This window comes from Bradyrhizobium sp. CCBAU 45321 (assembly GCF_028128975.1).
In the GTDB taxonomy this organism is placed as follows: Bacteria; Pseudomonadota; Alphaproteobacteria; order Rhizobiales; family Xanthobacteraceae; genus Bradyrhizobium; species Bradyrhizobium yuanmingense.
This window is the reverse complement of the sequence record NZ_LFKZ01000117.1, coordinates 1-19,099: the sequence shown is the minus strand read 5'-3', so window position 1 is coordinate 19,099 and position 19,099 is coordinate 1. Positions and strand designations below refer to the sequence as shown.

Sequence of the window (19,099 nt, the reverse complement as noted above, 5' to 3'; positions counted from 1 at the left end):
ACGACAAATACAAGAAGCTTCGACCCCGGGCACCAACGGAGTTCCACTTGATTGCCCGCGGGCCGCGACCCGGCGAGAACGACAGGCGGGGCATGCGAAGTGACAGCCCGATCAAAAAGTTGGACAGAGGGATCCGGCCGAAGGCATAGCAAGTTCGTCAGTCTCGCATCATAGTTAGGACACTGCACCTCTACGGCCGCACCGATCGCTGTGCCGGAATTCGATCCGCCGTTGTGGCTAGGTACTCGATATGATTTGTAAAACTTGCTTGTCTGACGGCAAACATCGCCGCCACGTGTTCATTGAAATGATGTTTGGCACAAGAGAGCGGTTTGAATACCAGGAATGTAGTGATTGTGGGACGATCCAGCGCCTATCGGATGTAGCCGATGAGAGCTGCCTTTACCCCGATGGGTATTACTCATTTTCCAAACCTTCGCGAAATTCGCGTATTACCGCCGTCAGGGACGCGCACGCGCTTGGCACCAAAAGCATATTGGGAGCCCTGGCGTCCTTTGTGAGGTACGACCCCATCGTAGCGGTCATCGGATCCTTTGGAATTGATCCCAGTTCTCGGGTGCTGGACGTAGGCTGCGGGTCCGGGAAACTTCTCTACAGAATGTCTGCGGCAGGGTTCAAGAACCTTACAGGGGTCGATCCCTACATCGTCGAACCGACAGCAGGTGCCGTGACGATTCAAAAATCGGATCTTCAGAGTATGTCCGGCGAATTTGACTTCATCATGTTCAATCATTCACTAGAACACGTGCCTGAGCCGGACCACAGTCTTAGCAATGCAAGAAGGCTACTTGCGCCCGGCGGTCGCATTCTGGTTCGCATTCCAACCTCATCCTCGCATGCGTGGAGAGCGTACGGCCCGAACTGGGTGCAACTGGATGCGCCACGCCACGTTGTAATACCCTCTCGCAAGGGAATGAATGCATTGGCGGAGCGCTGCGGTTTGCGCGTAAGGCAATCAATTGACGATTCGACTGCATTTCAGTTCTGGGGGAGCGAAATGTACAGGAGCTCCAAGCCGCTCGCGTCATCCAGACCAAATGACGTGTTCAGCCGGCGGGAAATGAGAGGGTTTGCCAAGAGAGCGGCAAAGCTGAATATTGAACAACAGGGCGACCAGGTCGCTTTCCTGCTGAACGCTGCCTAGGGCTGGATCACCGTAAGTCCGAGCCGAGGCTCAGGCCTGAAGTGCAAGGGCATGAGAGTGATTGCCTGAGGGATCGGCCAGCCTGCGACATGCGGACTGTAGGGGCGCTTGGACCGATGAGAACTCGTAGCTAATTGAAAGCTTCATCGGAAGGTTGCCCTGGGGCGGCGTGAGACCTCGGCGAGGACTCTTTTGCCTTCCTTGCATCGACATATGCAACCACTTTGCTCATTGAAGCAGAAAGAGCGCTGTTCGAATATTCTTCTCGAACCATGCTTTCGGCGTTTGCCACAAGCGCGTCATAGACCGTTTCGTTGCTTAAGGTTCTATACGCCTCGCAAAAGCTACGATCATCACTGAACTCCAAAAAATGGACGCCAGACACCACATCCAGCCCTTCTACACCTTTCCTTGTAGACATAATGGGCCTCTCCAAGAGTGCCGCCTCCAGAACCTTTAACCGCGTCCCACTACCCTCAAGCAACGGCACAATAACCGCTCTACATTTCTTGTAATACTCGATCACATCAGGGACATCGGGATGCAACTCGACTCCCTTTGAGCGAGCGCAAGCTTCGATCACCTCTGGCAATGGCTCACGTCCAACAACCAAAAGAACGGCATCGGGGTACATATTCCTATAGAGCGGATACACGTTCTCCAAAAACCAAAGCAAGCCGCTGACATTAGGCTGATAGTGAAGCGCACCAATGAACAACAGAATGTGTCGCCTGGCGAACCCGCTCCCCATGGGAAGTTTTCCTGAACTTCGCATCCCCAACGTGTTTGGCACAACGAAGATACTTTCAGAGGCCCTTTCACCCCACAGATCTGATTTATCCTTCTCGGAACATACCAAGCAGGCGCCAAAGCCGGTCACACAACGCGTTTGATAGTAGGTCAGAAGCAGCTTGTTTATGGCGCGGAACAGTTTCCTTAGGGCATTATTCGTCGGAGTAAACAGCGTATCATAGAGTGAAAGAGTCAGGACGTCATCAATATCAACTATGACCTTCATTTTCGCCGTCTGTGACAATCCAAAAAAGCCGGCGGTATTCCGGAGGTATCGCACCAGCACAAAATCGTAGCCGCCAAACTCTATTAGCGCGACCAACTTCTCCATCGAGGCTTTGCTATACTCTCTAACGGGATACGGAAAGCCACGAACCGAAATTCCGAACCGTCCCCGCAAGGTTCTAGGGTACTCCAGCTTCTGTAAACAATACTTCCCAGAGAATACGTCATCCTTTTCGAGATGTTCCCCCGCTCCTGCCATCTGTCGCAGACTGGAGGGCAAATCCGAGAGATACGCAATATCGACGGGCCCAAGGCCGGCAAAGTAACGTGCGAGATTCATGGTTCTGATGTCAGCGCCAAACTTCTCAGGCAGAGGAAACCTGTCGCTGATCACTAGGGTCTTCTTCATCGAACTTACAGCAAAAGAGTCGGTTAAACTCGGAAACTGATCCTTCAATCAGCCTCGCACCAAATGCTCTCGAGCGGTTCGCAGCAACTCGCGAACCTGCCGGCCTGGACCACCGAATGAAAGAACAATCAATTTCAAGAACACCGGCAGCATGAAAGGCTTCAGCTTCAATCCCTTCAAATAATATGATCTCGCTGATACAGAATCGCCCTCTGAATAATAGATCTCAGCCAACGCCACCATGATGCGTGAACGGATCCACGCCTTCTCCTGCTCGGTATAAGGGCTGCGATCGAGTGTCGCTTCCACCTGCTGAAGATCTATAGTGGACCAGGATGTCTGCCCCATCCACGAATAGGGTTTTGAGGCACAATGTTTGGCATAGAAGTTGGCGAGCGCACCCAAGCAAGCCTTATATACTGTCAGGGCGCCTTTCTCCTTGGCAGCCTGCGATATCATCGTGATGACGGCCAACTCGGAGTGCCAGCAGATATCGATCTTCTCTTGAGTGATGGCGTTTGTCATACTGAGTTCATGTTCACGGTAACACACCATCGGCTCTGCAAAGTATGCGACGTGATAGTTCAAGGAGAACAATAGCCACATGTACCAATCGCCGCCCCATATGAAATCGACCGGAATTCCGGCCCATACCACGTCGACCGGATAGAGGCTCAGTTTCTCGTAACAGTCACGTCGAACAAGCACCGACGCAGCCAGAATCGCATTTCCTTTTACTTTCAATGAGTGCTTGATGATCTCCTCTCCCCTGACGATCGTATCGACGTCTCCATAGGTCGAGTAATCTATCACTGCACCTTCTTTTCCACGTCTCAGGCTAACCCCGGGGCAGAAGGCAAGGCCGACCTCCGGATGATTTTCCAGGGTTTCGACGTATCTTTGCAGTATGTACGGTCGGCGCAAGCGATCATCGGCCGATATAAGCCAAACGTACTTCCCTCGACTTAAAAGTATTCCCTTGTTGTAATTCCGGAGCGCTCCCAGATTCTGCTCGTTCCTGACATAGGTAACTCGGCTATCTGTGAATGTTCTGGCAACTTCTTCCGTGTTGTCCGGAGAGCAATCATCCATGATGAGGATTTCGAAATCCTCAAAGGTCTGCGAGAGGATGCTGTCGACACATTCTGGCAGGAAAGCAGCCAGTCGGTAGCAAGGGACGACAAAGCTAACAAGCGGCTTTTGCATTTGGAATAACTCGCCTATTGTGGATCCGCACTTTGAAGAGCCTAAGCCGTAACTTGCTCGATGACGCGCCATGAAGAGCGCACAGGGCGTCTTGGGCCTTGAGGAACGCGGCCTATTACAATGCAGAGGCTTGGAGCTCCCTTCGCAACGCGCAGGCGACCCGCTCCTGATCTTCCTCGTTCATCTGCGCGTAAATTGGCAACAGAATCGAATTGTCCTGCGCGAACTCGGAGTGCCGCAGATCATGGCGGTGCTTGTCCTTGGCGTAGGGCGCTTCCCGGTGCGAGCACATAATGCCGCGTCGAGTCGCGATGCCCTGATCGAGCAGGCTTTGCATGATCTTGAGCTGGTCGACGCGGTCCGGCAGCCCAACGCAATAGCTCTGCCAGTTGGACCGCGCCCATTCGGGCTCGATCGGCAGTCTCAGGCCTCTGAAATTGCCGAGCATTTCTCGATAGCGGGCCGCGATCGCGCGGCGTCGAGATACCAGTGCAGGCAGCCGCTCGAGCTGCTCGCGTCCGACCGCGGCCTGTATATCGGTCATGCGGTAGTTGTAGCCGACTACCAGATAGTCCTCGAAGATCACCTGCTGTGAGCCGTGCCGCACGATGTCCGGAACGCTCATGCCATGCTGGCGCAACAGCCTGAACTTATGGTCGAGCTTCGGATCGGAGGTGGTGAGCATCCCACCCTCGCCGGTCGTGATGACCTTGCGGGGATGAAAGGAGAAGCATGCGATCCGCCCATGCGGCTTGCCGACGCGCTCCCAGCCGCCATCCACTCGGATCTGGCTGCCAGCGGCGCAGGCCGCATCCTCGATCAAGATGATGCCCTGGCGATCGGCCAGCGTGGCGAGGGCTGTCAGATCGCAGGGCATACCCATCTGGTGGACGGCGATCACCGCGCGTGTGCGCCGAGTGATCGCTTCGGCAACCCGCTTAGGGTCGATATTGTATGTACCGGGATCGATGTCGACAAAGACCGGAGTCGCGCCGCAATACCGGATGCAATTGGCCGTGGCGATAAACGAGTGGCTGGCCGTGATGACCTCGTCGCCAGGCCCAATCTCCAGGGCGACGAGCGCCAAATGCAGGGCGGTTGTGCAGTTGGAAACGGCGCAGGCATAAGGCGCACTAACCAGGGCCGCAAAATCGCGCTCGAAGGCTGCCACCTGTGGGCCCTGCGAGACCCAGCCGGAGAGTACAGCTGCGCGAGCTGCGTCGGCCTCCTCCTCAGCAACGAACGGTAATGCGATTGGAATCATGGGATTATCGCCCTCCTGCTGGCGAGCCGCCCAGACCAACCCCCGCCCCCGGACCTGGCGCTACATCGATCTCAGAACTGGCCCGACGATCTTGAGCTTTCAAACCTGACAAGGGCATCAAGGACTATTCCTATCCTGGAGCGCGATGCGGTGTGGCGATTTATTTGTCATAGATTATTATATTAAGTCAATTAACCCAAAGATAATAAATCAATCTAATGTAGATGTCCGCCACTGTCGGGGGCAGCTTCAGGCGCCAACCTGCCTTCCTTGCAGCCGACGCGCACGCACTACGGTCGCCTAGCCGAACGTCACGCGACACCACCGCGTCAGCGCAGATGGTCGCCCGGGGGCAGCCGCGATCCAGTCCCCCTCGAGGAGGCATGACTATCATCCACTTTCAAGCTTGAGGTAATCATGCAAGCAATGCCGTCACGAGAAATCACGGTGCGCGAAGACATGGAGCTGCTGGTCCAGCTGCGACGGCATTCCGACCGCCAGGAAACTCATAGCACCGCGCCTGTGTAATGAGGTCCCTCAGGTCGCGCCAGATGGGGCCACTGCGTCAGCCAGAGGTCGGCGCAATGACCAATACGGTCGCCCGACATCGAAAGCTGCTCGATGTTGGCGATGCTGTCGAGCCAGATAGTGCGCGCACCCAGCATTTGTCCAAACCGTAGTGCCAAATATCCCGGAGCGGCACCCGTCGAAACGACAATGTCCGGCCTTTCATTCCAAACGATCCAGGCCATTCTGCGCGCCGCCTTCAACAGCGCGAGTTTGGTCAACCGGTTAGCATCATTGACAAGGTAGAATTTGTGGTCGGGCACCTGCGCTTGATAGGAGTCGTGGACGGTAACGAACGTGACTTCGCAATGCTCGAAGGCGGGTTTGATTCGCAACAGCTGCACCCAATGGCCCCCACCCGAAGAGACCGCCAGCAGTTTCGGCCGAGTGCCGGGTGACCGCGGCGTGTTGTTCTTGAGCAACGGCTTGCGGTGAAAGACCGGGCTGAGAAGCATGGGCTGGCCTCCCTCGAACGCTGCAGGCTCGCAAGCTCCCATGAACGGATCGGGTCCTCGACGCCTGCATTTAATATTTAAATTTAAATTAACAGGCCGCCATTTATAATCAAGTGATTTATATGCCCGCAACGTCCGATTCCCTGCAATGCGGCCACTCAACTACAATCCTATTTGATTGAATCTGGTAGCATCGCGCGGGAAGTTTCGTCGCGCTGCCAAGGATGAGCTCCACGTCGGGAGCCCAGGGTAGCCTTACAGCGAGCAGCAATGTTGACCCCACAATAAATCAAGAGTCCGGCCCATAAGCGAGGTTCCTTGAACAGCGCAATGAGGGCCCGGCCATTCGCCGGTCCTTTGTTGACGCGCAATTCAGGAAAGCGCCGGGCGAGCTCGAATGTTCCCCTGTAGGCACGAGTTCTGACGGCGATAAGCTGCAGCAGAGTGCGTGGGGCGAATACCGTGGACCTAACGCGGGGCAGTGTCTCCCGCTCTTCTGGTCTGAACTGAAGTCGAACAAAGGTGTCATCAGCGGTGATGTCTGGAAATTGGCCGAACCGCTTGCGTCCCGCCTCAGATAAGGCATAGACGCCAGAACCGCCGATACCTTCCCGCGAAGATGGCAGCCGTGACCGGATTCCGAAGTATTTACGGACGAGCCAGGAACACCCTGCCAGATTGATGTCGGCTGTAGGCGCAACCGCCAGAACGTCACCTTCATCGAGGCGTCTTGCCAAAGCCAGAATGGCATCAACGGTAATCAGAATATCGGCATCAACATAAATCCGCGGAAAAGCGTCCGCGATTTGATCGCCAAGGTTCAGAGCGTGGGTCTTCCTTGCGATGTTCGATTCCACAACATTGACGGCTGGGCCGAAACGCCGGGCGACGTTCGCAGTGTCGTCTGAGCACCCGTTGCAGACGACGACCACACGGATCTGGTCCGAAGCTGGGTTGCCAACCCATTGCCTCAACGTCCGTGCGATCACAGAACTCTCATTGTGGGCTGGGACGACGATCGAAATCATGAATGGTCCGGTCGAGATCGATCAAATTTGCGTACCTCTCTGAGGCTGCCACAGGTTCGATCAGCCTCATGGGGTGGTTCAGCCTCACAGGCGATGGCTTTGCGGGGGCGCGGCACAGGCATCGACCGAGCCGACAACAGGGGCGAACCCGTGCTCACCCCCGTCTGCGGACTCTACCTAACCTAGCCGGATGGCAGGGCCGCGCGTTCCGCCTCGCCCTCGAACGCTCCGACGCCCAAGCAGAGAGAACGGCCGGGCGCGCCGCTGCGATCGGAATCACGATGCCGCCGCCTGCCGCTGATGATCCGAAGCGAGCTCGCGCTCGGATCGCCACCATTTCACGAGATCTGCGAGCCCCTGCTCCAGCGATACCGTGGTGCGGAAGCCCAGCAAACGCTCTGCCTTACCCGTCGAGGCCAGCCGTCGCGGTACCGGATTGACCGAGCGCTCCGGCGCGAATTCGGGCGTGAGGCCGCGGTGCCCCATCACCGAGGCAAGCACCTTGGCCAGCTCGGTCAGGCTTGTTTCAGTGCCGCTCCCGACGTTAAAGACCTCATCGGTAATCTTTGCCCTGGCGGCAAGGATGTTGGCACGCGCGACGTCACGGACGTGGACGAAATCCATGGTCTGACGGCCGTCGCCAAAGATAACCGGAGGCAATCCGGCTTCCAGCCGCTCCATCCAGCGGATCAAGACCTCGGTGTACCGTCCGTGGATGTCCATCCGGCTGCCATAGACGTTGAAATACCGGAATGCCACATAGTCGAGGCCGCATGCATCGTTGAAAGCCCGCAGTAGCCCTTCGTTAAACGCCTTGGCGGCCCCATAGAGGGTTCGGTTATTGTAGGCATTCTGCCGCTCTGTCGTCGGAAACTCCTCGGCCATTCCATATACCGATGCCGAAGAGGCCGCGATGATCTTCTCAATATCGTGCTTGATGCACAGCTCCAGCAGGTCGTAGGTGGCATCCACCATGACCTCCTTGGCCAGGCGCGGTTCGGCCGCACAATGAGTGATGCGGAGCGCGGCCTGATGAAAGACGATGTCGGCAGCCTTGACTAACGCTTCCATCAGCTTGCGATCGCGAATGTCGCCGTGAACCAGCCTTACGGGCCCACGCCCGAGCGCCCGCCGGAGATTTTCCGGGCGGCCTCTGATCATGTTGTCGAGGGCAACAATCTCGATGCAGCCCTCGTCGCAGAGCAAATCAACGATGTGGGAGCCGATAAATCCCGCCCCGCCGGTGACCAGAACGCGTTTACCCTTGATATCGATCAAAACGCTCTCCTGTTGTGGGACCATGTGAAGCTTTGTGGATGCTCCGACCGGGTGCTGATGGCCGCGCTAGGCTGCAGCGCCCCACTCCTCAATATTCCGACAACCTCGGCCGTCCGTTCCGGCGGCAGCTCGGGATAGATGGGAAGAGAGAGGAAGTCGTTCGCGAGCATCTCAGTGACGGGGAGATCACCGGCCCGATAGCCGAGTTCTGCATATGCCCTCTGCAGATGCACCGGGACGGGATAGTGAATCCCGGCGCCAATCCCGGCATCACGCAATCGCTTCAGCGCGTCGTCGCGGCGCTCCGATCTGACCGCATAGACGTGATACACGTGGCGGGCGTACTGGGGCGGCTGGGGACGCGCGAATGGAAGACCAGAAAGCAGTGCATTGTATCGCTCAGCCAGCGACCGACGTGCATCCGTCCAATGCTCAATATAGTCCAGCTTGACATTCAGTACCGCACTCTGGATTTCGTCCATGCGATAGTTGTATCCGGCGATGACGTGGTCGTACTTCGCCTCCTGCCCCCAATCCCGCAACAGGGATACGCGGCGTGCGAATTCAGGCCGGTCGGTGACGACCGCCCCACCCTCGCCAAACGCTCCGAGGTTCTTGCCCGGATAAAAGCTGAAACATCCCAGATCGCCGATCGAGCCTGCGCGACGTCCGCGATATTCCGCGCCGTGCGCCTGCGCGGCGTCCTCAATGACCACCAGCCCGTGACGACGCGCTATGGCCATTATCGGATCCATGTCGGCCATCAGCCCGTGGAGGTGAACTGGCAGAATCGCCTTGGTTCGCGGCGTGATCGCAGCTTCGATCAAGCTGGGATCCATCGTCCATGTTACCGGGTCAACGTCGACAAATACCGGCCTGGCGCCGCTGTAGAGAATAGCTGCGGTTGTTGCGACGAACGTCATGGAGACCGTGATGACTTCGTCACCGGATCCGACGCCGGCCGCCAGCAGAGCAAGGTGAAGCGCCGAGGTGCCACTGTTCACCGCGCGACAAGCGGTGGTCCTGCAATAGTCTGCAAAACGTTCCTCGAAGGCTGTGACCTCGGGTCCGAGCACAAAGTGCCCGCTACTGACGACCCTCGCCACTGCGGCGTCGATTTCCGGCTTGATCTGGCTGTACTGCGCTTTCAGGTCCAGGAAGGGTATCAAGATTCAAAGCCTTGATTTGACCGAGATTATATTGGCCATTTAAATCCACCTATTAAATTTAATCAAGCGTTAATTCAAGCGGAATATATATTACCGGTGATAGTCTTTCTGAAGCGACTCTGCTGAGCTACGACCGCTTGGCACCCCGTCTTCAGCAGCGGACAGAATCCGAGCGGGCACGCCGGCCACGACTGCGCCGGGGGGAATGTCCTTTGTCACGACCGCTCCCGCACCTACGGAGGCCCCCTCTCCGATCGTCACGCCGCATAGAATGGTCGCGTTCGAGCCGATGGAGGCTCTCCTGCCGACGTGAGTGCGCTGAAGTGTCCAGTCCGAAGCCAGCTGAGGACGACCATTTGCGGTTGTCGCCTTCGGATATTTGTCGTTCGTGAACATCACGCCGTGACCCACGAAAACTTCGTCTTCGATCGTGACGCCCTCGCAGACGAAGGTATGCGACGAAATCTTACAACGCGCACCTATCTTTGCCCCCGCCTGAATCTCGACGAAGGTTCCAATTTTGCTCTCGTCGCCAACGGTGCAACCATACAGGTTGACCAACTCGGGATGAAATATCCTGACGTCACGGCCGAGCTTTACATCCTTCGTTATGGGCATGGTTGTTCTCCAGATTATGCCGGACGTGATCGACGCAGCCTCGGCGCACTCCGGAGGAGCCCGTCTACAAGGTGGCGAAGCTGATGCAGCAGCGGATGGTCGGTCATTATCAATCCGCACCACCAGCCGAGGCCGGCAATGGGGAACGAGAGTATCAGGCCGGTCAGGGAAGTTAGCATGCCCACTTCGATCAACGCGGCGCAAGCCAGTACACCGGGGGCCATAGTGAACGTCACCAGGCCGCTCTTCAGAGAGGCGCGGAAAAACTCCCCTGAACTGAAGGCCAGATGACGTTTGACGAAATATATCACCACGGCTGCCTGGAACGGCAGTGTTGCGAGGGCCGCGCTTGCGACAGCCTCTACGCCGAAAAACGACGCGCACAGAACCACCAGAAGCGAAGGTGGTAGCGAGATGAGCGAAGACACCAAGGCGTCGCGCACGCTTCCGACCGCGAGGAACACGGGATAGGTAAGGCAAGCCGCGAATAGCGCGAGATTTGCAATGCAGAGAATGCGGACCAAAGGAACTATTTCCAGCCACGTCTGCCCGAGCCAAATCAGAACGATCGGCCGAGCCATGAGCGCGACAAAAATCAAGAACGGCCACTGCACAGCCGAAAGGAGTTCAACGGCCTCGAGATAGACGGCCTTCAGATCCGCCCCTGCCCTGCGTTGTGCGACAATCGCCGGCATGATGACAGGACTTAGAGCCTGCGCGACGAGCCGGTCGAACATTTGTGTCAGATTGGTAGCCCGGGTGTACAGACCGACAGATCCAAAATCCAGGATCTTGGCGAGCAGCAGCTGCGGCGCCAGATTGTAGATGAGATTGATGACGCTGACCGCGCTGGAGTAAAGACCGAAGTTGACTACCTCGCGATGCCCGAGCAGCGATGGACGCAACGCGCCCCAGTCACGATGATTGGTTAGCAGCATCACGGTGAATACAATGCTCCCCGCCAATCCGCCCCAGATCGGCGCCATGTAGCTGAATCCCGCCATCGCAAGCACGATCGATGTGAGCGCAGTCGCCGCCCCGGTTGCCAGGTTGCACACGGCCAGCGTGCCGAATTTCATGTCGCGGCGGAGCAGAGCAGATATGGTTCCGTGAAACGGGACTAGAACGAAATTCAGCGCTGACACCTGTATGCCCTTTCTGAGACTGTCCTGGGCGAAGAGCTCCGAGAGCGGGCTCGCAAGCACGAACAGCAGAAGCGCAATTGCTACCGATATTCCGAGCGTGATGGTGAACGCGGAGCGAACGTCCGCCGTGGATAATTCACGCTTCTGAATCAGGTAGTTTCCGCCCCCGAACTCAAAAAAGGATGCGCCAATCACCGTCGTGATGGCAGTGACGACTGCGTAGACCCCGAATTCTGCCGGCGAAAGCAGACGAGCGAGGATAGCGGTGGCAACGAAGACCAGGATAAGGCTGCCATAGCGATCGGCCGCTGAAAACAGGATGGAACGTTCTACCGAATTCATCGCGAGACCGTCGCGCTGTTCGCGGATAGCGTGTCGCCTGCCAATGCTTCAGACCGTCGCCGTCGCACGATCCGGACTCCTGTACTCCTGCCGCTTCAGTAGGACTGGCTTGCCGTGTTCGGCGATCGACCGAGATGCAGCCTCCAGGACCTCGATCACCCGCAGTCCGGACATGCCGCTCGAGATCGATGGCGTCCCATTGCGCACACAAGCGACGAAATGCTCGACCTCGACCTGCAGCGCTTCCTTAGGGGCGACGTGGGGGGCCCACATATCGCCAGCCCGATAACCGATCCGGAATTGATGGGCGTGGTCGGAGGGGCCGTCCACGGTGATACCCTTGTCATACACCTTGATCTTTTCCGTCGGTTCAAGGTCGTCATAGACGATCATCTTCTTGCTGCCTCCAATGAACGTCTGGCGGACCTTGATTGGCGAGAGCCAGTTGACGCTGATATGGGCAACGCATGCGCTATCGAAGAACAATGTGATATGGGCCATGTTTTCCGGCGAGCCGGCCACATGGCACGATCCCGTCGCCGAAACTGCAACAGGCTTCTCATCCAAGATATGGTGGATAATCGAAATGTCGTGCACCGCTAAGTCCCAGATCACATTGACGTCGCTCTGGAACAGGCCAAGGCTGGCCCGCGTGCTGTCGTAGTAATAGACTTCACCGAGCTCTTTCTTAAGCAAGAGCTCGCGGATTTTCCGCACGGCTGGCGTATAGACGAAAGTGTGATCCACGCTCAATATCAGACCGCGCCGAGCCGCCTCATCGATCAGGCGTCGGGCCAAATCTGAATTCTGTGCCAGCGGCTTTTCAACCAGAACGTGCTTTCCTGCCTTGAGCGCGGATAGCGCCAATTCATAATGTGTATGAACCGGCGTAGCGATGGCCACGGCATCGATGGCCGGGTTCTTGAACAGTTCGTCGTAACAGGACGTCGTTATCGCTCCCGGATAGAGACGCTTGCTGGTCGCGAGCTTCTCCGGATCAAGGTCGCTTATGCCGATTAGACGTACCGAAGGATGAGCAGCGAAATTGCGGACCAGGTTCGGTCCCCAATAGCCGTATCCGATAACCCCAATTCCAACTGTATCGCTCGACATAATTGCACCAGTGATCAAAACTCGCGTGAGGTTTTCAACTTGCTTGGTTAGTTCGATAGTCCTGGCGATGGCCACACCGGTGGCCTACGCGGCCAAATGAACGCGGACAGACGCTCAGTGTGTCTAGGACATTCCAGCTCACGGTTGCCATGGCGACGCCGAGCATGGCTGTGCGCTTTTTCTGGCAATCTTCGTTGCTGGCTTAGGCGGAGGTCTCCGTCATCGTTACGGCACGACTGGAGAGGAGAAGAAGCTCGGCCGTATTGTAACTTCATATCCACCGCCTAAGCTGAAGCGCTGTTAGGTCCGGAACGAACATGTCCCGTTTCGATGAAAGTCCGAATTGCCATGATCAGCTGCGGCGATGCTTCACCACCGAGGCGTTCGCATCGATTGACGATGTCCAATTGATCCAATTTCTCCGTTAATTCCCGTTCTTCGAAAGCGACTTCGATACGGCCTTGCGCAGCGAACTGTTTTGCCGTTGCGATCTGATGATCGTTTCGGTGTTCACCCAGGCACGCACGACGTGGCATGACAATGATTCGTTTTCCGAGCTCGAGGGCGGTGATAATGGAGCCCATGCCTGCATGAGCGATCACCACGCTTGCCGCCTCGACGCAACTTTTGAATCGACTTGGGTCAATGAATCGTTCGGTACGGATGTGCCTGAATGGATAGTTTGATGGCCCGATCTGAGCGAAAACATCGCTTCCTGCGTGTGCACCGGCCCATTCGTCGACCGTTCGGATCAGACGGTCGAATTGCACTTGCGTACCGACTGTTACGAAGATCATAACGCGGATCCTTCATAGATGCGTTTGACATGCGAACGAGGAGACGTACCTCCACCACACGCGCCTTGGCTCCTGACAAATGCGGTCCCGCCATTCGCGGTCGAACTACATACGAGGCGACGCCCTCTGCGCCTGCGAAGATGTCGTACGCCGGCCAGCCCACAACCGCGCTCGCGAGATCGACCGTGCCGGCCATACCTTGAGTATCGAAGGACCATCGCACCATCCACGCACGCACCGCAGCCTCGCAGAAAACTGTTTCATTCAATTGAATTTCAGTTTAATTATTATTTTATAATACCGCGCGAGAGGCTATTTTCAAGAAGATAAATAATAATAATTTTAAATCTAGCCTGGACAGCGTGCGGCGCTCTTGCCGCAGCCGCCGCGACTCGCTCCGTCGGTTCGATGCAAGTTCCGACCACGCGCTCCCGACGCGCGCGCAGCATTCTTCGACAATTGCCTGTAACGCCACCCCGAAGGCATGCTTCGACTCCTGAAGTGGAGTCCAGCTGAGGGACGTTGGACGAAGTATTGCTAAGGCCGGTGCTCTCAGGCGGCGGGTAGACAGACAAGCAACACATTGAGCGTTTGGAGATCACGCTTCTGTGCGAGGGATTTTATTGGGCGAGGAACATCCATCCAGACGATGGACGTGCGACCGGCGGCCGGCATCTACGCTGAATTGCCTAGTATTCCCGGATGCTTTCATCCAATCCGCGCAGCAATGGGTAGAGGAAGTAAGAGATCACGGTGCGCTTGCCGACTTTCAGTTCGGCCGTCACCGCCATACCCGGAATCAGTTGAATGCGTTCAGCCGGCAGCCGAAGGTGCGTGTCCGATAAATCGACCAGTACGCGGTAATAGGGAGCTGGCGCGCGGCGCGCACCTTCGGCCTTCGTATCCGGCGAGAACGTATCCTGACTGATGACGCGGACTTCTCCCGTTGCGGTTCCATACTTCTGGAACGGAAACGCTTCGAACTTGATCCGAACCGACTGTCCGAGCGCCACCTGACCGATATCCCGCCCCTCGACGTTGACCTCCGCCTGAAGCGGCACGTCGCGCGGAACCAGCACAAACAGCGTTTCGGCTTCGCGAACAACCGAGCCGACTGTCCGGTTCGCGATATCCAGCACCACGGCATCTGCCGGCGCCTGCAGTACGATCAACTGTCGACGGAGCTCGGCCTTCTTCAACTCCTCTGCTGCGCTATTGCGCTTCGGCAACGTCTCCACCAGTTCCTGATAAGTGGTGCGACGCAACTCCTCGGCGAATACTTTTCGGTCGGCGCGGGCCTTCTCCAGCCGATGGGTACTATCGGCGATACTGCCGCGAACACGCGCCAGATTGCTTTCGACCTCGAGTCGTGCATCGCGAGACAGTAGGAAGTTCAGCCTCGAACCGACCTCCTTATCCATCAGCGTGGTTCGCATCGCTTCAATCGAACGCATCGTGTCGAGCCGCTGAAGGAGAACCGCCTCTTCATTCTGTGCTGTCTTGAGATTGGCTTGCGCGGAAGCGATCTGTGCGTCGTAGTTCTGGATCTGCGCCTCGTAGGCGACTCTCCTCTGCAGGAACAACTTGCCTTGCAGGATCTGATCCGCATTCGTCAGCTCTTTGGCGGTATACTCGATTCCATTCAATTCAGCGCTCAGACGATCGATCGACGCATCGAATCCAGCCACTCTGCCGCGCAGTTGGTCGAAATCCGCCTGCGAGAACGTCGGATCGAGGGTCGCCAGAACGTCGCCGCGGTTGACGCGATCACCGGCCTTGACGTGGATCTCGCGTATGACCGACGTTTCCAACGGCTGCACGACCAGGTTGGGACGCGTCGTGGTGAGTTTTCCCTGCGCCGTGACGATCATCTCCACCTGCGAAACGGAAGCCCAGATGACCGCGAAAGCAATCAGTGCAAGTACGCTGTAGAGGGTGAAACGCGCGAGCCGCGGTGGCGCTTGCTGCTCGAGTTCGGTCGCATCGGACTGGAATTCGGCGATGACTGGCGCTCGCCTCGGTCCTGGCCTGAATAGCTTGCGGCGGCGCTCGACAGATCTGGCCGGAACAAGTCCGTTCGGCTTCACATCCGCGCGTGATGGCCCTGTCTCCCTCATGCAATCTGCTTCATCTGTTGATTCCACAAATGCCTGTAGATGGTGCATTTCGATAGCAGGTGGTCGTGGCGATCCAAATCGACGATTCGGCCGCGGTCCATCACCAGGATCTGGCTTGCTTCGGTCAGCATCGACAACCGATGCGAAACGACGATAACGGTACGTCCTGCCGCCAAACGGCGGAGATTGCGCCTGATGATCATTTCGCTTTCGGCATCGAGGGCACTCGTCGCTTCATCGAAAATCAAGATCCTTGGATTGACGATCAGAGCTCTCGCAATCGCGAGCCGCTGCTTCTGCCCGCCGGACAGGTTCGAGGCATCCTCCTCAAGCATGGTGTCGAAGCCACGCGGCAACCGTTCGATGAACTCATCGGCGCCTGCGAGCTGCGCTGCAGCGACAACCTCGGCAAAGGTGGCATCACGCTTCACGCAGGCGATATTGTCGCGAATCGTCCCGCGAAACAGGAAATTGTCTTGCAAGACGATCCCAAGGTTTCGGCGCAGATGCGCGAGGTCGAGCTCCCTCGAGTCATATCCGTCGATGCGCAGCAGCCCCTGCTGCACCGGATACATGCCCGAAATCAGCCTGGTGAGAGTCGTCTTGCCTGAGCCGCTCCGTCCCACGATTCCGAAGATCGATCCCGGCTCGACGGTGAAGGAGACATCATCAAGCGCCGGCGATCCCTCGGATCCGTAGCGAAAAGAGACACTTTCGAACTCGATTTTGCCGGCAAGGTCGGGGCGCAGCCCATCTTTCCGACCGTCGCGCTCAGGCCTCTGATTCATCACCTCGCCGAGCATTTTCACGGCAAGAGCCACTTCCTGGTATTCGTGCACCATGGTCACGAGCTGGACCAGCGGTCCGGAGACCCTGCCGGCCAGCATATTGAAGGCGACCAACGCGCCGATTGTCATTTCGCCGGCGAAGACATCGAGTGCCCCGACGGAGATGATTCCGAGCGTCATCATCTTCTCGAGAAATCCGGTAAGCGCCTGGGCGCCTGCGGAGATCTTCTCGACACCAAATCGCATGGTCACGGACTGCGCGCAGCGGCTATCCCAAACCCTGCTCTGCGCTGGCTCCATTCCCAGCGATTTCACGGTGCGCATGCCGTGAACTGTTTCGACGAGGAGAGCCTGCCGCGCACCTTCCGCTTGATATAGATCGTACAGTCGTCGTCGAAATGGACCCATAAGCAGGCCGACGACGGCGCCGCTCGCGGCGGTGAAGGCCAGGACCATCAAAGTCAATTTGACGCTATAAAGCGCAAGGACCGGCAGGAAGACGAATAGCGAAAGCGCATCGAGGGTCGTCAGAAACAAGCGCCCGGTCAGAAACTCACGGATCCTCGCCGCCTGCTGCATGTGCTTGACCAGGACCCCGGCGGCCATGTGCTCGAAAAACGTAACCGGCAGCCCGAGGAGATGACCGAACGTCTTCGTAGCGACGCGAATGTCGACCCTGTTGGTCGCATATAGCAACAAGTAGCGCCGCAGAAAGCCGAATATCGCGTCAAAGACGAGCGCTACGGCCGCTCCTGCCGCGAGTACGTACAGAGTGGTGAAGCTTTCGTGAACCAAAACCTTGTCGATGACGAGCTGGAAAAATATCGGGATGACGAGGCCCAACGCATAGAGCAGGATGGCGGCAATGGCGACATCCCTGAGCAGCCGCCATTGAAGAAGCAGTTCCGGCACAAACCACCGGAGGCCGAAACTCGCTCGACCATCCTGTGTCAACTGCTCGCGCTTGATCAGGATCGTGTCACCGGCCCACTGCGCACAGAATCGATCGCGCTGGACAACCAAGACCTCGTGCTTGCGATCGGCGAGCGGGTCGAAGATGCTGACGACCTCGGTGCCATCAGTTCGCCGTCCCGCGCCAAGGACAGCGATCCAGTTGCCATTGGCGAGCCTCGCCAGCGCCGGATAGGCCTCTCCAAGATGAATCAGCGCGCCCCAATCCAGCTTCGTGCTCTTCGCGCGCAGGCCTGCATCCTTCGCCATGCGCAGCAGGAGATTCAACGAGAGCGGGTCGGCTACCGCATACGCATGCTTCAAGCGTTCGACCGGCAGATCTATGCCATGGTGACTGGAAACCTTGGACAGGCATTCCAATGCCGTCTGGGTCGACAATCCGGGCGCGGGCGCGTCCGCAACCCGGTCCTTCGCGCCGCCAGCGGCATCGATGTCAGCGGAAATTCGAAGAGACATTCAGAGACCGTGTGTTGGGCGCCAGCGCATCACGTACTCCCGACGCACCGTTGTGCGATTGAGCCGGCTGGTTCCGCCGGACCACGCCCGCATCAACCAGGCCCTGAAGCGCCTTCTGCATCACGTCGACCGAGTTGGCGAAAGATTCGACCGAAAAGATCAGCCGCTGAGAAAATACGCGCTTCGGGGCGTTGTTGGCGTCACGCTCCGTCGGTGAAAGACTGACCAGATCGACGCGGACGATGGTTCCGCTGACGGTAATTTCTTCGATACCATCGGTATAAAGTTCGGCGTGCATCTTACGTCTCCTATGCTGCTAGCTGAGGTCTGAATAGAACGTCTACGGCGTAACTCGTCGCGTTGAAACTGCTCGTCGGGAACAAACTGTCGGTCCCATACGCGTAAACGCCGTTGCCGCCGCTCGACGACGACGACGGAGCCGTTAGCGGTCCACTCGTGAGGGAGCTGGCGAAGAGGTTTGGATCCGCAGAATAGCCTCCCGCACTGTGGTAAGACGCAATATACGTGGTCCCCGCCGCGATCGTCACCGGAGTGCTGAAGTTGACCTGCTGCCAGCCACTCGCCGTTTCGTTGGTGAACGTGGCCGTCGCCAGAAGCGAGCCGGTACTGCTCCACAGATCGGCAACGTGCGTACCCGTGTTGGACGGTCCCTTGTAGAAACGTAGCCCGATGATATCACCTGGGGCGGAGGCCTGGAATTTCATACCAACCTCGATCGCCTGGCCATCGTTGGCCGATACAACACTCGGCGTGGGATTGGAGCTGAACAGGCTAACGACGTTGGACGATGGGGCATGCACCGTCACGTTGACGGAGGCGCTTGCAGTGCCGCCCCGGCCGTCTGAGATGGAGTAGTCGAAAGAAGTCGGCCCGGTAAAGCCGCTCGCTGACGTAAACGTTACCGAATTGTTCTGGGCGTTGAAGCTGGCGGTCCCATTGGCGGCACCGCTCACGCCAGTGATCGTCAGAGCGTCTGCGTTCGGATCGGTATCGTTGGCAAGCAGTGCCGCCCCGTCGATAGTAAAAGGGACGCCTTGAGTGGCGTGGAAGCCGCTGTCAGTCGTAGCCACCGGCTGCTGGTTGCTGCCGCTGGTTCCGTTGAAGACGACGTCGACCCAGTAATTGCTGGCGTTGTACGTGCTGGTCGGGAACAGATTGCCGGCGCCGTAGGT

16 protein-coding genes are annotated in these 19,099 nt (G+C 57.5%); 1 reads left to right on the top strand and 15 read right to left on the bottom strand.

Annotation, left to right across the window (positions count from 1 at the left end; genetic code table 11):
- The first annotated feature begins 268 nt into the window (after positions 1 to 268).
- The gene (locus tag ACM43_RS14830) at positions 269 to 1,165 is read left to right on the top strand and encodes a class I SAM-dependent methyltransferase (protein ID WP_271540805.1); all 897 of its coding nucleotides are present in this window, start codon (positions 269 to 271) and stop codon (positions 1,163 to 1,165) included.
- A gap of 130 nt (positions 1,166 to 1,295) precedes the next feature.
- Here ACM43_RS14830 and ACM43_RS14825 read toward each other — a convergent pair whose 3' ends face one another.
- The 15 genes from ACM43_RS14825 to ACM43_RS14755 all read right to left on the bottom strand — a co-directional run.
- Positions 1,296 to 2,639: a glycosyltransferase gene (locus ACM43_RS14825; protein ID WP_271540803.1), complete on the bottom strand. Its 1,344-nt coding sequence runs from the start codon at positions 2,637 to 2,639 to the stop codon at positions 1,296 to 1,298.
- Positions 2,640 to 3,797 (bottom strand): glycosyltransferase family 2 protein, encoded by a 1,158-nt coding sequence (locus ACM43_RS14820; protein WP_109143417.1) that lies wholly within the window; start codon positions 3,795 to 3,797, stop codon positions 2,640 to 2,642. It lies immediately after the preceding gene.
- Positions 3,798 to 3,912: 115 nt separating this feature from the next.
- The gene (locus ACM43_RS14815; RefSeq protein ID WP_271540800.1) at positions 3,913 to 5,061 is read right to left on the bottom strand and encodes a DegT/DnrJ/EryC1/StrS family aminotransferase; all 1,149 of its coding nucleotides are present in this window, start codon (positions 5,059 to 5,061) and stop codon (positions 3,913 to 3,915) included.
- 506 nt (positions 5,062 to 5,567) lie between these two features.
- The gene (locus ACM43_RS14810; protein ID WP_271540798.1) at positions 5,568 to 6,083 is read right to left on the bottom strand and encodes a UDP-N-acetylglucosamine--LPS N-acetylglucosamine transferase; all 516 of its coding nucleotides are present in this window, start codon (positions 6,081 to 6,083) and stop codon (positions 5,568 to 5,570) included.
- 170 nt (positions 6,084 to 6,253) lie between these two features.
- Complete coding sequence (locus ACM43_RS14805) at positions 6,254 to 7,111, bottom strand: glycosyltransferase (protein WP_271540797.1); 858 nt, start codon at positions 7,109 to 7,111, stop codon at positions 6,254 to 6,256.
- 276 nt (positions 7,112 to 7,387) lie between these two features.
- Complete coding sequence (locus ACM43_RS14800) at positions 7,388 to 8,380, bottom strand: NAD-dependent epimerase/dehydratase family protein (protein ID WP_271540856.1); 993 nt, start codon at positions 8,378 to 8,380, stop codon at positions 7,388 to 7,390.
- A 5-nt stretch (positions 8,381 to 8,385) separates the two neighbouring features.
- Positions 8,386 to 9,558, bottom strand: coding sequence for a DegT/DnrJ/EryC1/StrS family aminotransferase (locus tag ACM43_RS14795; protein ID WP_271540796.1), 1,173 nt, complete (start codon positions 9,556 to 9,558; stop codon positions 8,386 to 8,388).
- A 90-nt stretch (positions 9,559 to 9,648) separates the two neighbouring features.
- The gene (locus tag ACM43_RS14790; protein ID WP_271540795.1) at positions 9,649 to 10,176 is read right to left on the bottom strand and encodes an acyltransferase; all 528 of its coding nucleotides are present in this window, start codon (positions 10,174 to 10,176) and stop codon (positions 9,649 to 9,651) included.
- A 14-nt stretch (positions 10,177 to 10,190) separates the two neighbouring features.
- Positions 10,191 to 11,663, bottom strand: coding sequence for a lipopolysaccharide biosynthesis protein (locus ACM43_RS14785; protein WP_271540794.1), 1,473 nt, complete (start codon positions 11,661 to 11,663; stop codon positions 10,191 to 10,193).
- 48 nt (positions 11,664 to 11,711) lie between these two features.
- Positions 11,712 to 12,776: a Gfo/Idh/MocA family protein gene (locus ACM43_RS14780; RefSeq protein ID WP_271540854.1), complete on the bottom strand. Its 1,065-nt coding sequence runs from the start codon at positions 12,774 to 12,776 to the stop codon at positions 11,712 to 11,714.
- Between the two features lie 284 nt (positions 12,777 to 13,060).
- Positions 13,061 to 13,573 (bottom strand): glycosyltransferase, encoded by a 513-nt coding sequence (locus ACM43_RS14775; protein ID WP_271540793.1) that lies wholly within the window; start codon positions 13,571 to 13,573, stop codon positions 13,061 to 13,063.
- Positions 13,574 to 14,262: 689 nt separating this feature from the next.
- Positions 14,263 to 15,690 carry an HlyD family type I secretion periplasmic adaptor subunit gene (locus tag ACM43_RS14770; RefSeq protein WP_271540792.1) on the bottom strand — a complete coding sequence of 476 codons (1,428 nt, stop codon included), beginning with the start codon at positions 15,688 to 15,690 and terminating at the stop codon, positions 14,263 to 14,265.
- The gene (locus ACM43_RS14765) at positions 15,687 to 17,906 is read right to left on the bottom strand and encodes a peptidase domain-containing ABC transporter (RefSeq protein WP_271540791.1); all 2,220 of its coding nucleotides are present in this window, start codon (positions 17,904 to 17,906) and stop codon (positions 15,687 to 15,689) included. The genes ACM43_RS14770 and ACM43_RS14765 overlap by 4 nt, the downstream gene beginning before the upstream one ends.
- Complete coding sequence (locus ACM43_RS14760; RefSeq protein ID WP_128265406.1) at positions 17,884 to 18,204, bottom strand: hypothetical protein; 321 nt, start codon at positions 18,202 to 18,204, stop codon at positions 17,884 to 17,886. Before ACM43_RS14760 ends, ACM43_RS14765 begins: the two co-directional genes overlap by 23 nt.
- Positions 18,205 to 18,214: 10 nt before the next feature.
- On the bottom strand, positions 18,215 to 19,099 hold an 885-nt coding region (locus tag ACM43_RS14755), incomplete at its 5' end, for a DUF4082 domain-containing protein (protein WP_271540790.1).